The sequence below is a fragment of the Pseudomonas sp. HR96 genome (assembly GCF_034059295.1).
Taxonomy (GTDB): Bacteria; Pseudomonadota; Gammaproteobacteria; order Pseudomonadales; family Pseudomonadaceae; genus Aquipseudomonas.
On the sequence record NZ_CP139141.1, the window covers coordinates 545,894 to 560,589 of the forward strand.

Consider the following 14,696-nt stretch of genomic DNA (forward strand, 5'->3'; position numbering starts at 1 on the left):
GTCGCTTCGTCCTTGCCGTCCACTTCGATGCGCTGGGTCAGGTCGTTGTCGGCGATGCTCTGCGCGGCGCGCACGGCAACGCCCAGCGGCAGGGTGATGCTACGGGTCAGCAGCAGGGCGCACAGGCAAGTCAGCACGGTGGCGATCACCAGCAGGGCGACCACCATTTCAAAGGCCAGCTTGTAGTTGCCGGCCGCCTCGGTGGTGGACACCACGGTCTGGTCGCTGTTGATCTTCACCAGCTTGGCCAGGGCTTCGTTGAGCTGCTCGGAATTGGTCAGCAGCTCGCCATTGACCAGGCGGTTCATGCCCTCCACATCGTTGGCCGCCGACAGTGCCTTGAGTCGCGTCTCCAGCTGGTCGTACTGCGCCAGCAGGCGCTTGAAGTCCTCGTAGCCGGCGTGTTCTTCGGCGCTGTCGATATAGGGTTCGTACTCGGCCTGGGCCTTGCTGATCTGCTGGCGGCGCTGGCCGAACTGGTCATTGGTCAGGCTCAGCGCGGCCGGGCTGCGGTCGGCCATGATGCGGTACTGCAGCACGCGCATGCGCACGGCCAGCACCTCCAGCTGGTCGATGCTCTTGATGCTCGGCACGCTGTTCTGCTCGATGTCTTCGCCGCTGGCGCGGATGTCGCCCATCTGCACCAGGGAAAACACCCCGAGAATGATCATGAGCACGCCGATGGAAGCAAAGCCCAGCAGCGCCCGGGGCGCGATTTTCATGCTGCGAAGGGACATGGGTGAGATACCGGAAAAGGGCACGCAGGCCCGGGAAAGGTTAAAGGTTACTCAGGCTATCGGGTGACCTTGCGCAGACTTGAATGCAGCGAATCGCGCGGACCGACCAAGGGCAGGAACCGAATGGCGATATCAGGGTCCATGGGGGCCCGATAAGCCTGGCTTGCAAGCGCGCTTTTCATTATCGTGTGCGCCCCTTTTTTGCCCTGTAAACAGTAGAGAAATCAAAATGTTGCAAGAATCCATGAACAAGCTCGAAGCCCTCGTCGGCGAACTGCTGGAACGCAATCGGCAGCTGGCAGAGAGCAACCAGCAACTCAACGGCGAGCTGAACCGTGCCCGGGAAGAAAATGACACCCTGCAGCTGAGCCTGATGGAACAGGAAGAACTGCACGGCAGCACCGCCGCTCGCATCCAGGCTCTGGTCGAACGCGCCAGCGCCGTCGGCGCATGAGTGAGGCAGGGGTCGAGATCGTCTCGATTCTCGGCACGCCCTATTCGATCAAGGCGCCGGCCGGCCAGGAGCAACGTCTGCGCGACGCCAGCGCGCTGCTCAAAGCCAGCCTGAGCGAGACCAAGCGCCAATTTCCCAGCCTGATTGGCGACAAACTGCTGGTCCTGGCTGCACTCAATTTGTGCTCTCGGCAGCTTGATCTGCAGCAGACGCACCAGCAACAGCTCGACCGTTACCAAGAGCAGGTCAACGCCACGGTCGCGCGCATCGCCCAGACGATCGCCGATAGCTGAAACCCCCACAAAAACTGATCGACGGCCCTCGTCCTTTCGACGAGGCCGCCGATAGGCATGTCATGACGCCCGGACTGTGACTTTTGCCAGTCAGGTTGTGTCGAATATTCCAATACTTTGTATACAATCGGCACGACTGTTGCAGGTCTTCAGCCTCAACACTTTGGGAGTTCACCATGCAGTTCTGGCGGCGCAGTATCCAGTGGCAATTGATCTTGAGCATGGGCACCGCCCTGCTGGTCAGCATTTTGATCGTGGTCGGCATCTACACCATGGTGGTCAACCGCCTGGCGCAGAGCTATCTGCTGGAAACGGCATTGCCGGCCAGTATCGAGGCCACACGCAATGACATCGAGCGGATTCTGGTGCAGCCGCTGACGGCGGCACGCAGCATCTCCAGCAACAGCATGGTCAACCAGTGGCTGGTGGACGGCGAGAACAGCGCGCAGACCCCACAATTCGTTACTTATCTGGACGGCGTGCAGCGCGACCAGAAAGCCTTCAGTGCCTTCATCATTTCTGCGGGCACCAATCACTACTACAGCCAGAAGGGCCTGGAGCGCACCCTGTCGCGGGGCGAACCCAAGGACGGCTGGTTCTATTCCTTCCTGGACAGCGGCAAGCAGCGCATCCTGGCCATCGACAACGACCTGACCACCGGTGACCTGACCCTGTTCATCGACATGCGCCTGGAGCAGAACGGCAAGCCTCTGGGCATCGCCGGCATGGGCCTGAGCATGACCGAGCTGTCGCAGCTGATTCACAACTACAGCTTCGGCGAGCACGGCAAGGTCTACCTGGTGCGCAACGACGGCCTGATCCAGGTCCACCAGGACCCGGCCCTGAGCGGCAAGCAGCAGCTGGCCGACGAGGTCGGCACCCAGGCCAGCCAGGCCATTCTCAACCAGAGCAAGCTGGCCACCGCGCACTTCCAGCGCAAGGGCGAGGACTACCTGGCGCTGAGCCTGCCGCTGCGTGACCTGGGCTGGACCCTGGTGGCCGAGGTGCCGGAGTCGCAGATCTACGCCGAAGCCGACAAGGCCATGTGGATGAGCAGCCTGATCGGCCTGGCCGTGGCGCTGGTGGCGTTGTTCCTGGTGGTGCTGCTGGCCCGTGGGCTGGTGCGGCCGATCCGCCAGGTGACCACCGCGTTGGTGGCCATCGGCAGCGGCGGCGGCGACCTGACCCATCGCTTGAAGGATGATCGTGCCGATGAACTGGGCGACCTGGCCCGCGGCTTCAACAACTTCCTGGGCAGCCAGCGTGACATGATCGCCGAGGTGCTGAGCACCAGCGAACGCCTGCGCACCTCGGTGGCGCAGGTGGCCAAGGTGGTCGACAACACCGCCGACCGCGCCGTGCGCCAGCAGGAGATGACCGACATGGTCGCCACTGCCGTGCACGAGATGGGTCTTACCGTGCAGGAGATCGCGCAGAACGCCGGCAACGCCGCCGTCGCTTCGCAGACCGCCAAGGACGAGGCCGCCGATGCGCGCAAGGTGGTCACCCAGTCCATCGCCCACATCGAAGGCATGTCCACAGAGATCGGCAATGCGGCCGGCGCCGTCGGCGAGCTGGCGACCCAGGTCGGTTCCATCGACCAGGTGCTGGCGGTGATCCGCGGCATCTCCGAGCAGACCAACCTGCTGGCTTTGAACGCCGCCATCGAAGCGGCCCGTGCCGGTGAGATGGGCCGCGGCTTCGCCGTGGTGGCCGACGAGGTGCGCACCCTGGCGCGCCGCACGCAGACCTCCACCGACGAAATCCAGGCGATGATCTTCAGCCTCAAGTCCGGGGCGCAGAACGCCGTGTCGTCCATGCACACCGGCCAGGCCGCCACGGGCACCGGCGTGCAGGCCAGCCAGCGCACCGGCGCATCGTTGCAGGCGATTACCGAGCAGGTGGAACGCATCAGCGACATGAACCACCAGGTGGCCACCGCCACCGAAGAGCAGTCGGCGGTGACCGAAGAGATCAACCGCAACGTGCAGGGCATCTCCGACCTGGCGCGTGACACCTCTGCGGAAACCCGTATCTGCCGCGAGGATTGCCACACGCTGAGTGGCCTGGCCGACGACCTGGCGCGGCAGATGGGCGGGTTCAAGCTGTAATGTAGAAGCTCGGGGGCTTTGCCCCCTCCCACGTGCGCATTTCCACGTGGGAGGGGGCAGATCCCGCGAGAGGCCGGTTTGATCCGGGTTCAGCTCAAGCGGCCATCACCGCGCGTATATCCGCCGCCAGTTCCTGCACCCGCGCCTCCTCGGTGTCCCACGAGCACATGAACCGTGCGCCGCCGCTGCCGATGAAGGTGTAGAACCGCCAGCCCTTGTTGCGCAACGCATCCAGCGCCGGTTCCGACATCTGCAGGAACACCCCATTGGCCTGCACCGGGAACATCAATTGCACCCCTGGGATGTCCGCCACCAGCTGGCTGAGCAACTGCGCGCAGTGGTTGGCGTGGTGGGCGTGGCGCAGCCAGGCGCCGTCTTCGAGCAGGCCGACCCAGGGCGCCGAGAGAAAGCGCATCTTCGAGGCCAGCTGCCCGGCCTGCTTGCAGCGGTAGTCGAAGTCTTCGGCCAGCTTTGTGTTGAAGAACAGAATCGCCTCGCCCACCGCCATGCCGTTCTTGGTACCGCCAAAGCACAGCACGTCGACGCCGGCCTTCCAGGTCAGTTCTGCCGGGGTGCAGCCCAGAAACGCACAGGCGTTGGCGAAGCGCGCGCCGTCCATGTGCAGGTGCAGGCCCAGCTCCTTGCAGGTGGCGCTGATGGCCTTGAGCTCGTCCGGGCGGTAGACGCTGCCCACTTCCGTGGCCTGGGTCAGGGTCACCACGCGCGGCTTGGGGTAGTGGATGTCCTGGCGCTTGAGCGCGACTTCGCGGATGGTCTCGGGGGTCAACTTGCCGTTCTCGCTGCGCGCGGTCAGCAGCTTGGAGCCGTTGGAGAAGAATTCCGGCGCGCCACATTCGTCGGTTTCGACGTGGGCGGTTTCCGAGCAGATCACGCTGTGGTAACTCTGGCACAGCGACGACAGCGCCAGCGAGTTGGCTGCGGTGCCGTTGAAGGCGAAGAACACCTCGCAGTCGGTTTCGAACAGCTGGCGGAAATGATCGGCCGCGCGTGCGGTCCATTGATCGTCGCCGTAGGCGCGCTCGTGGCCCTGGTTGGCCTGGGCCATGGCCGCCCAGGCCTCGGGGCAGATACCGGAATAGTTGTCGCTGGCGAACTGTTGGCTCTGATCAGTCATGGCCGTTTCCCTGTGAACGATGGTGGCGCACTGTAACCAAGATTCGATGGCGCGCGCCAAAGGTACAAGTATGCAAGCTGTAACCTCATCCAACCAACACCGCCAGCAGGGCCGCGATCACGCGCTGGACCTGCTCAAGTGGCTGGCAATCCTCAGCATGGTGCTCGACCACCTGCGCTATGTCGGCTGGTCGCTGGAGTTTCTATACGTGCCCGGCCGGCTGGCGTTTCCCTGGTTCTGCCTGGCCATCGCAGCCAACGTCGCGCGCCGGCCCGGGGCCGAGATACGCCTGGGCTACCTGGGCTGGATGCTGCTGTTCGCCGTGCTGGCCGAGGTGCCGTACCGCTGGTTCGTCCGCCCGGACGATCCGCTCAACGTCATGCCGACCCTGGCCCTGGGCCTGCTCATCGCCAACGCCTGCCACAGCCGGCAGCTGCGCAGTGGCTTGCTGGCCGGGGTGGCGCTGCTGCTTGGGGTGATCTTTCGTGACCAGCTGATGTTCGGCCTGCCCGGCGTGCTGTTGCCGACCGCCTGCCTGCTGGTGCTGCACCGACCTTTGTGGTGGGCGGTGCTGCCGGGCCTGCTGTGCCTGGCGGGCAACGAGTGGTGGGTGATAGTGCCGGCGGCGCGCCAGCACAATCTGGTGGCGGCGGGGGGCGTAGTCACGTGTCTGGCCGCGCCGTGGCTGGGCATGTCGCTTTTGCGCACGTGCGGGCGCCTGAATGTGCCGCCGGTGAGGCGTTGGGCCTACGCCATCTACCCGATTCATTTCCTCTTGTTGCTGGGCCTGCGCGCAGTCATCTAGCGGCCCGTAGCGGTTTTGCCAGCTGCTGTTCCAGGCGCGACATGGGGGCATGTCGTAAACGCACCTTTGTAAGGCGCCCATAGGCATCTGAACAACGCGCCCCAGCCCTACCATCGCGTTCAAAGGAGCACCGTGCCCACGGCCGCTCCCACCAGACAGGCAGGCGCCGCGCCGCCGCAGGGAGAACCGCGATGTTCAGCAGACAAGATCAGATCCAGGGTTACGACGATGCACTGATGGCCGCCATCAACGCCGAGGAGCAACGTCAGGAAGACCACATCGAGCTGATCGCCTCGGAGAACTACACCAGCCAGCGCGTGATGCAGGCCCAGGGCACCGGCCTGACCAACAAGTACGCCGAGGGCTACCCGGGCAAGCGCTACTACGGCGGCTGCGAGCACGTCGACAAGGTCGAGGCGCTGGCCATCGAGCGCGCCAAGCAACTGTTCGGCGCCGACTACGCCAACGTCCAGCCGCACTCGGGCAGCCAGGCCAATGCCGCGGTGTACCTGGCGCTGCTGGCGGCCGGCGACACCGTGCTGGGCATGAGCCTGGCCCACGGCGGCCACCTGACCCACGGCGCCAAGGTGAGCTTCTCCGGCAAGCTGTACAACGCCGTGCAGTACGGCATCGACAACGACACCGGGCTGATCGACTACGACGAAGTCGAGCGCCTGGCCGTCGAGCATCAGCCGAAAATGATCATCGCCGGCTTCTCGGCCTACTCCAAGACCCTGGATTTTCCGCGCTTTCGCGAGATTGCCGACAAGGTCGGGGCTTACCTCTTCGTCGACATGGCCCACGTTGCCGGCCTGGTCGCCGCCGGCCTGTACCCCAACCCTCTGCCGTATGCCGACGTGGTCACCACCACCACCCACAAGACCCTGCGCGGCCCGCGCGGTGGCCTGATCCTGGCCAAGGCCAACGAAGCGCTGGAGAAGAAGCTCAATGCCGCGGTGTTCCCCGGTGGCCAGGGCGGGCCGCTGATGCACGTGATCGCGGCCAAGGCAGTGTGCTTCAAGGAAGCGCTGGAGCCGGGCTTCAAGACTTACCAGCAGCAGGTGATCGACAACGCCCAGGCCATGGCTGGCGTGTTCATCAAGCGCGGCTACGATGTCGTGTCCGGCGGCACCGACAACCACCTGTTCCTGGTCAGCATGATCCGCCAGGGCATCACCGGCAAGGACGCCGACGCCGCCCTCGGCCGGGCCCACATCACCGTCAACAAGAACGCCGTGCCCAACGACCCGCAGTCGCCCTTCGTGACCTCGGGCCTGCGCATCGGCACGCCGGCAGTGACCACTCGCGGCTTCAAGGTGGCGCAGTGCGAAACCCTGGCCGGGTGGATCTGCGACATCCTCGATCACCTGGGCGATGCCGACGTGGAAGCGAAAGTTGCAACCGATGTGGCTGCCCTGTGCGCCGATTTTCCGGTTTACCGCTGAGAGTGGAGTAACGACTATGCAACGCTATTCAGGCTTCGGCCTCTTCAAGCACTCGCTCAGCCATCATGAAAACTGGCAGCGCATGTGGCGCACCCCAACGCCGAAAAAGGTCTACGACGTGGTCATCGTCGGCGGTGGCGGGCACGGCCTGGCCACCGCCTACTACCTGGCCAAGGAGCACGGCATCACCAATGTCGCGGTGGTCGAGAAGGGCTGGCTGGGCGGTGGCAATACCGCGCGCAACACCACCATCGTGCGTTCCAACTACCTGTGGGACGAGTCCGCGCACCTCTACGAGCACGCCATGAAGCTGTGGGAAGGCCTGTCCCAGGACCTCAACTACAACGTCATGTTCTCCCAGCGCGGCGTCTACAACCTGTGCCACACCCTGCAGGACATGCGCGACTCCGAGCGCCGGGTCAGCGCCAACCGCCTCAACGGCGTGGACGGCGAGTTGCTCAACGGCCAGCAGGTCGCCGACGAAATCCCCTACCTCGATTGCAGCAAGAACACCCGCTACCCGATCATCGGCGCCACCGTGCAGCGGCGCGGCGGCGTGGCCCGCCATGATGCCGTGGCCTGGGGCTTCGCCCGCGCTGCCGACGCACTGGGCGTGGACCTGATCCAGCAGACCGAAGTGATAGGTTTTCGCAAAGAAAACGGCGTGTGCATCGGTGTCGAGACCAACAAGGGCTTCATCGGCGCCAAGCGCGTCGGCGTGGTGACTGCCGGCAACTCCGGGCACATGGCCAAGCTGGCCGGCTTTCGCCTGCCGGTGGAGTCGCACCCGTTGCAGGCACTGGTGTCCGAGCCGATCAAACCCATCATCGACAGCGTGATCATGTCCAACGCCGTGCACGGCTACATCAGCCAGTCCGACAAGGGCGACCTGGTCATCGGTGCCGGTATCGACAGCTGGGTCGGCTACGGCCAGCGCGGTTCGTACCCGGTGATCGAGCACACCATCCAGGCCATCGTCGAGATGTTCCCGGTCCTCTCGCGGGTGCGCATGAACCGTCAGTGGGGCGGCATCGTCGACACCACCCCGGACGCCTGCCCGATCATTTCCAAGACGCCGGTGGCGAACATGTTCTTCAACTGCGGCTGGGGCACCGGTGGCTTCAAGGCCACCCCGGGTTCTGGCAACGTCTTCGCCGCCAGCCTGGCCAAGGGCGAGATGCACCCACTGGCCAAGCCGTTTTCCATCGACCGTTTCCACAACGGCGCCCTGATCGACGAACACGGCGCCGCCGCTGTCGCCCACTGAGTTACCCACAGGAGAAATTTCCCATGTTGCATATCTTCTGTCCCCATTGCGGCGAATTGCGCTCCGAGGAAGAGTTTCACCCGGCCGGCCAGGCGCACATCCCGCGCCCGCTGGACCCCAATGCCTGCACTGACGAACAGTGGGGCGACTACATGTTCTTTCGCGACAACCCGCGCGGTATCCACCACGAGCTGTGGCACCACGGCGCCGGTTGCCGCCAGTATTTCAACATGACCCGCGACACGGTCACCTACGAAATCCTGGAAACCTATCCGATTGGCAGCAAGCCGCAAGTGACCGCCAAACCCGCGGGAGAAAACGCATGAGCCAGGTCAATCGCCTGTCCAACGGTGGTCGCATCGACCGCAGCCAGGTCCTCACCTTCACCTTCAACGGCCAGACCTACAAAGGCTACCAAGGCGACAGCCTGGCCTCGGCGCTGCTGGCCAACGGCGTCGACATCGTCGGGCGCAGCTTCAAGTACTCGCGCCCGCGCGGCATCTTCGCCGCCGGCAGCGAAGAGCCCAACGCGGTGCTGCAGATCGGCGCCACCGAAGCCACGCAGATACCCAACGTGCGCGCCACGCAACAGGCGCTGTACAAGGGCCTGGTCGCCACCAGCACCAATGGCTGGCCGAGCGTCAACACCGACATGATGGGCATCCTCGGCAAGGTTGGCGGCAAGCTGATGCCGCCGGGCTTCTACTACAAGACTTTCATGTACCCGCAGTCCTTCTGGATGACCTACGAGAAGTACATCCGCAAGGCCGCGGGCCTGGGCCGTTCGCCGACAGAAGTCGACCCCGACACCTACGACAACATGAACCACCACTGCGACGTGCTGGTGGTGGGTGCCGGCCCGGCGGGCCTGGCGGCTGCCCTGGCCGCGGCACGCAGCGGTGCGCGGCTGATCGTGGCCGATGAACAGGAAGAGTTCGGCGGCAGCCTGCTCGACACCCGCGAAAGCCTCGACGGCAAGCCGGCCACCGAATGGGTCGCCGCCGTGGTGGCCGAACTGCAAAGCCTGCCCAACGTGCTGCTGTTGCCGCGCGCCACGGTCAACGGCTACCACGACCACAATTTCCTGACCATTCACGAGCGCCTCACCGACCACCTCGGCGACCGCGCGCCGATCGGCCAGGTGCGTCAGCGCCTGCACCGTATCCGCGCCAAGCGTGTGGTGCTGGCCACCGGTACCCACGAGCGGCCGCTGGTGTACGGCAACAATGACGTGCCGGGCAACATGCTCGCCGGCGCCGTGTCCACCTATGTGCGCCGCTATGGCGTGGCACCGGGCAAGAAGCTGGTGCTGTCGACCAACAACGACTACGCCTACCGCGTGGCGCTGGACTGGCTCGACGCCAGCCTGCAGGTAGTGGCCATCGCCGATGCGCGGCACAACCCGCGCGGGGCGCTGGTGGAGGAAGCGCGCGCCAAGGGCATCCGCATCCTTACCGGCAGCGCGGTGATCGAGACCCGGGGCAGCAAGCACGTGAGCGCTGCCCGCGTCGCCGCCATCGACCTGGCGGCGCACAAGGTCAGCAGCCCCGGCGAGTGGCTGGACTGCGACCTGGTGGCCAGTTCCGGCGGCTACAGCCCGATCGTCCACCTGGCGTCGCACCTGGGCGGCAAGCCGATCTGGCGTGAAGACATCCTTGGCTTCGTGCCCGGCGAAGCGCCGCAGAAACGCGTCTGCGTAGGCGGCATCAACGGCGTCTATGCGCTGGCCGACGCGCTGGCCGACGGCTTCGAGGGCGGCGTGCGCGCCGCCTCCGAGGCGGGCTTCAAGCCGGTCGAAGGCGTACTGCCCAAGGCCCTGGTGCGCCAGGAAGAAGCCACCGTCGCGCTGTTCCAGGTGCCCCACGACAAGACCACGGCACGCGCGCCCAAGCAGTTCGTCGACCTGCAGAACGACGTCACCGCCGCGGCCATCGAACTGGCCACGCGCGAAGGCTTCGAGTCGGTCGAGCACGTCAAGCGCTACACCGCCCTGGGCTTCGGTACCGACCAGGGCAAGCTGGGCAACATCAACGGCCTGGCCATCGCGGCGCGCAGCCGGGGCATCTCGATCACCGAGATGGGCACCACCATGTTCCGTCCCAACTACACGCCGATCACCTTCGGCGCCATCGTCGGCCGCCATGCCGGGCATCTGTTCGAGCCGGTGCGCTTTACGGCGCTGCACGCCTGGCACATCAGGAACGGCGCCGAGTTCGAGGACGTCGGCCAGTGGAAGCGCCCCTGGTACTTCCCCAAGCGCGGCGAAGACCTGCACGCGGCGGTCGCCCGCGAGTGCAAGGCGGTGCGTGACAGCGTCGGCCTGCTCGATGCCTCCACCCTCGGCAAGATCGACATTCAGGGCCCGGATGCGCGCGAGTTCCTCAACCGCGTGTACACCAACGCCTGGACCAAGCTGGACGTGGGCAAGGCCCGCTATGGCCTGATGTGCAAGGAAGACGGCATGGTCTTCGACGACGGCGTGACCGCCTGCCTGGCCGACAACCACTTCCTCATGACCACCACCACCGGCGGCGCCGCGCGCGTGCTGCAGTGGCTGGAAATCTACCAGCAGACCGAATGGCCGGAGCTCAAGGTGTACTTCACCTCGGTCACCGACCACTGGGCCACGCTGACCCTGTCCGGCCCCAACAGCCGCCAGCTGCTGGCCGAGCTCACCGACATCGACCTGGACCGCGAGGCGTTCCCGTTCATGAGCTGGAAGGAAGGCCTGGTCGGCGGCGTGCCGGCGCGGGTGTTCCGCATCTCGTTCACCGGCGAGCTGTCCTACGAGGTCAACGTGCAGGCCAACTACGCCATGGGCGTGCTGGAGCAGATTGCCGAGGCCGGCAAGAAATACAACCTGACCCCGTATGGCACCGAGACCATGCACGTGCTGCGTGCCGAGAAGGGTTTCATCATCGTCGGCCAGGACACCGACGGTTCGATGACCCCCGACGACCTCAACATGGGCTGGTGCGTGGGGCGCAACAAGCCGTTCTCGTGGATCGGCTGGCGCGGCATGAACCGTGAAGACTGCGTGCGCGACCAGCGCAAGCAGCTGGTGGGCCTCAAGCCGGTCAACCCCAACCAGTGGCTGCCGGAAGGCGCGCAACTGGTGTTCGACCCGAAACAGTCGATCCCGATGACTATGGTCGGCCACGTCACCTCGAGCTACGCCAGCAACTCGCTGGGTTATTCGTTCGCCATGGGCGTGGTCAAGGGCGGCCTCAAGCGCATGGGCGAACGGGTGTTCTCGCCACAGGCCGACGGCAGCGTGATCGAGGCCGAGATCGTCTCCTCGGTGTTCTTCGACCCGAAAGGCGAGCGGCAGAATATTTGAAGGGCGGGCATACGCTCACTGGCCTTCTCCAGCATTCATGACAGGTTTCCAACATGACCACAGTCAACCAATACCAGCAACGCCCCGGCGCCGACGCCAAGGCTGAAGCCCCGCTGCACCACGCCGACCTGGCCAGCCTGATCGGCAAGGGCCGGCAGAACGCCGGGGTCATCCTGCGCGATCGCAAGCTGCTCGGCCACCTGACCATCCGTGGCCACGCCAGCGACCCGGCGTTCGCCAGCGCTGTCAGCCAGGCCACCGGCCTGGAGCTGCCCGAGGCCCTGACCCTGGTCAGCAACGGCGACACCTCCCTGCAATGGCTCGGCCCGGACGAGTGGTTGCTGATCGTGCCCGGCGGCGAGGAATTCGCCGCCGAACAACGCCTGCGCGAGGCCTTTGGCGACCAGCATGTCGCCGTGGTCAACGTCAGCGGTGGCCAGTCGATCCTCGAACTGAGCGGGCCGAAGGTGCGCGAAGTACTGATGAAGTCCACCAGCTATGACGTGCACCCCGCCAACTTCCCCGTGGGCAAGGCGGTGGGCACGGTGTTCGCCAAGTCGCAGCTGGTGATCCGCCGCACCGGCGAAGAGACCTGGGAGCTGCTGGTGCGCCGCAGCTTCTCCGACTACTGGTGGCTGTGGCTGCAGGACGCCAGCGCCGAATTCGGCCTGGAAATCCGCCCATGAGCCGCGCGCCGGATACCTGGATCCTCACCGCCGATTGCCCCAGCGTGCTCGGCACGGTGGACGCGGTGACCCGCTACCTGTTCGAACAGGGCTGCTACGTCACCGAGCACCACTCGTTCGACGATCAGTTGTCGGCGCGCTTTTTCATCCGGGTGGAGTTCCGCCAGCCGGACGGTTTCGACGAGCAAGCCTTCCGCCAGGGCCTGCAGGCGCGGGGCGAGGCCTTCGGCATGGTTTTCGAGCTGACTGCGCCGCAGTACCGGCCCAAGGTGGTGATCATGGTCAGCAAGGCCGACCACTGCCTCAACGACCTGCTCTACCGCCAGCGCATCGGTCAATTGGCCATGGACGTGGTGGCGGTGATCTCCAACCATCCGGACCTCGAGCCGCTGGCGCGCTGGCACGAGATTCCCTACTACCATTTCGCCCTCGACCCCAAGGACAAGCCGGCGCAGGAGCGCAAGGTGCTCAAGGTGATCGAGAAGACCGGCGCCGAGCTGGTGATCCTCGCCCGCTACATGCAGGTGCTCTCGCCCGAGTTGTGCCGCCAGCTGGACGGCCGCGCGATCAACATCCACCACTCGCTGCTGCCCGGCTTCAAGGGCGCCAAGCCGTATCACCAGGCCTACGACAAGGGCGTGAAGCTGGTGGGCGCCACTGCGCACTACATCAACAACGACCTGGACGAGGGCCCGATCATTACCCAGGGCGTCGAGGTGGTGGACCACAGTCATTACCCCGAAGACCTGATCGCCAAGGGCCGCGACATCGAATGCCAGACCCTGGCGCGAGCAGTGGGGTATCACCTGGAACGGCGGGTGTTCCTCAACTCGAGCCGCACCGTGGTCCTTTGAAGCAGCCTTGAGCTGCCAGCCAGTAGTTGAAAGCTAACCGTGCATTAACCAGAGCTCATAAAAACAATCAGCGAGGTGAAAGCAATGTCAGGTAATCGTGGAGTCGTCTATCTCGGCGCCGGCAAGGTCGAAGTACAGAACATCGAATTCCCCAGGATGCAGGACCCACGGGGAAAACGTATCGAACACGGGGTCATCCTGCGGGTGGTCTCGACCAATATCTGCGGTTCGGACCAGCACATGGTGCGCGGCCGTACCACCGCCCAGGTCGGCCTGGTGCTGGGTCATGAAATCACCGGGGAGGTCATCGAGGTCGGTCGCGACGTCGAGAATCTGCGCGTCGGCGACCTGGTTTCAGTGCCGTTCAACGTGGCTTGCGGGCGCTGCCGTTCCTGCAAGGAGCAACACACCGGGGTCTGCCTGACCGTCAACCCGGCCCGCGCCGGCGGCGCCTATGGCTACGTCGACATGGGCGACTGGGTCGGCGGCCAGGCCGAATACGTGCTGGTGCCGTATGCCGACTTCAACCTGCTCAAGCTGCCGGATCGCGATCGCGCCATGGAGAAGATCCGCGACCTGACCTGCCTCTCGGACATCCTGCCGACCGGGTATCACGGCGCGGTGACTGCCGGCGTTGGCCCAGGCAGCAGCGTCTATGTGGCCGGGGCCGGCCCGGTCGGCCTGGCCGCTGCCGCTTCGGCGCGCCTGCTGGGCGCCGCCGTGGTGATCGTCGGCGACGTCAACCCGGCACGCCTGGCCCACGCCAAGGCGCAGGGTTTCGAGATTGCCGACCTGTCCACCGACACCCCGCTGCATGAACAGATCGCTGCGCTGCTCGGCGAGCCGGAGGTCGACAGTGCCGTCGATGCGGTCGGTTTCGAAGCCCGCGGCCACGGCCATGCCGGCGCCCAGAGCGAGGCACCGGCGACGGTGCTCAACTCCTTGATGGGCGTGGTGCGGGTGGCGGGCAAGATCGGCATTCCCGGCCTCTACGTGACCGATGACCCAGGCGCAGTGGACGCCGCCGCCAAGGTCGGTGCCCTGAGCATCCGCTTCGGCCTCGGCTGGGCCAAGTCGCACAGCTTCCACACCGGGCAGACGCCGGTGATGAAGTACAACCGCCAGCTGATGCAGGCGATCATGTGGGACCGCATCAACATCGCCGAAGTGGTAGGGGTGCAGGTCATCAGCCTGGACCAGGCGCCGGCCGGCTATGGCGAGTTCGATGCCGGGGTGCCGAAGAAATTCGTCATCGATCCGCACAAGCTGTTCAGCGCGGCTTGAGGTAATCATCACCAGCCATCCTCTGCACCTGTAGGACCGAGCTCGCTCGGGAGCGGACCTCTGCGGTTTTTTCCCAGAAAACGCATTCGCCGCTTCCCGAACGAGCTCGGTCCTACAGGTCAGAGAACGAGCAAGGCGGCATTATTACCGTTCCTGAGATAGTCTTTTTCCGCCCCCGCCCCTGACAAGATGTCGCAGCCCCTGCGGTATTTTGCTAACCTTCGCAAAACTAACTAACTGGTTAATCCCAAATTTCCAGCGTGCCTCGGCACGGCAATCTCGTTT

The 14,696-nt window shown here is 65.0% G+C and carries 12 protein-coding genes and 2 pseudogenes; 12 read left to right on the forward strand and 2 right to left on the reverse strand.

Going from position 1 to position 14,696, the window contains the following annotated elements:
- Positions 1–14: 14 nt before the first annotated feature.
- Positions 15–737: pseudogene (locus tag SFA35_RS26605) on the reverse strand (MCP four helix bundle domain-containing protein); the annotation flags it as partial.
- Positions 738–966: 229 nt separating this feature from the next.
- On the opposite strand from SFA35_RS26605, the gene SFA35_RS02575 reads away from it, so the two are divergent.
- The 4 genes and pseudogenes from SFA35_RS02575 (at position 967) to SFA35_RS26615 (ending at position 3,595) form a co-directional block, all read left to right on the forward strand.
- Positions 967–1,191 (forward strand): hypothetical protein, encoded by a 225-nt coding sequence (locus SFA35_RS02575; RefSeq protein WP_320574914.1) that lies wholly within the window; start codon positions 967–969, stop codon positions 1,189–1,191.
- Positions 1,188–1,484, forward strand: a complete 297-nt coding sequence (locus SFA35_RS02580; protein ID WP_320574917.1) for a cell division protein ZapA — start codon at positions 1,188–1,190, stop codon at positions 1,482–1,484. The genes SFA35_RS02575 and SFA35_RS02580 overlap by 4 nt, the downstream gene beginning before the upstream one ends.
- 272 nt (positions 1,485–1,756) lie before the next feature.
- A pseudogene (locus tag SFA35_RS26610) lies at positions 1,757–2,683 on the forward strand (cache domain-containing protein); the annotation flags it as partial.
- Positions 2,684–2,890: 207 nt separating this feature from the next.
- Positions 2,891–3,595 carry a methyl-accepting chemotaxis protein gene (locus SFA35_RS26615; protein WP_414058522.1) on the forward strand — a complete coding sequence of 235 codons (705 nt, stop codon included), beginning with the start codon at positions 2,891–2,893 and terminating at the stop codon, positions 3,593–3,595.
- 94 nt (positions 3,596–3,689) lie between these two features.
- On the opposite strand, the gene SFA35_RS02590 is transcribed toward SFA35_RS26615, so the two are convergent.
- A complete protein-coding gene (locus SFA35_RS02590; RefSeq protein ID WP_320574922.1) occupies positions 3,690–4,730 on the reverse strand; it encodes a low specificity L-threonine aldolase in 1,041 nt (346 codons plus the stop codon).
- A gap of 70 nt (positions 4,731–4,800) precedes the next feature.
- Between SFA35_RS02590 and SFA35_RS02595 the strand changes: the two genes are divergently transcribed.
- The 8 genes from SFA35_RS02595 to fdhA all read left to right on the forward strand — a co-directional run bounded on the left by SFA35_RS02595 (position 4,801) and on the right by fdhA (position 14,411).
- Positions 4,801–5,535 (forward strand): TraX family protein, encoded by a 735-nt coding sequence (locus tag SFA35_RS02595; protein WP_320574923.1) that lies wholly within the window; start codon positions 4,801–4,803, stop codon positions 5,533–5,535.
- A gap of 191 nt (positions 5,536–5,726) precedes the next feature.
- Positions 5,727–6,980, forward strand: coding sequence for a serine hydroxymethyltransferase (gene glyA / locus SFA35_RS02600; protein WP_320574926.1), 1,254 nt, complete (start codon positions 5,727–5,729; stop codon positions 6,978–6,980).
- Between the two features lie 16 nt (positions 6,981–6,996).
- Positions 6,997–8,247 (forward strand): sarcosine oxidase subunit beta family protein, encoded by a 1,251-nt coding sequence (locus tag SFA35_RS02605; RefSeq protein WP_320574928.1) that lies wholly within the window; start codon positions 6,997–6,999, stop codon positions 8,245–8,247.
- A 23-nt stretch (positions 8,248–8,270) separates the two neighbouring features.
- Positions 8,271–8,573 (forward strand): sarcosine oxidase subunit delta, encoded by a 303-nt coding sequence (locus SFA35_RS02610; protein ID WP_320574930.1) that lies wholly within the window; start codon positions 8,271–8,273, stop codon positions 8,571–8,573.
- Positions 8,570–11,587 carry a sarcosine oxidase subunit alpha gene (locus SFA35_RS02615; protein WP_320574932.1) on the forward strand — a complete coding sequence of 1,006 codons (3,018 nt, stop codon included), beginning with the start codon at positions 8,570–8,572 and terminating at the stop codon, positions 11,585–11,587. Before SFA35_RS02610 ends, SFA35_RS02615 begins: the two co-directional genes overlap by 4 nt.
- A 53-nt stretch (positions 11,588–11,640) precedes the next feature.
- Positions 11,641–12,273, forward strand: a complete 633-nt coding sequence (locus tag SFA35_RS02620) for a sarcosine oxidase subunit gamma (RefSeq protein WP_320574934.1) — start codon at positions 11,641–11,643, stop codon at positions 12,271–12,273.
- Positions 12,270–13,127 (forward strand): formyltetrahydrofolate deformylase, encoded by an 858-nt coding sequence (gene purU / locus SFA35_RS02625; protein ID WP_320574936.1) that lies wholly within the window; start codon positions 12,270–12,272, stop codon positions 13,125–13,127. Before SFA35_RS02620 ends, purU begins: the two co-directional genes overlap by 4 nt.
- Positions 13,128–13,211: 84 nt before the next feature.
- Entirely contained in the window at positions 13,212–14,411 is a 1,200-nt protein-coding gene (fdhA, locus tag SFA35_RS02630; RefSeq protein ID WP_320574938.1) for a formaldehyde dehydrogenase, glutathione-independent, read from the forward strand.
- Positions 14,412–14,696: the final 285 nt, after the last annotated feature.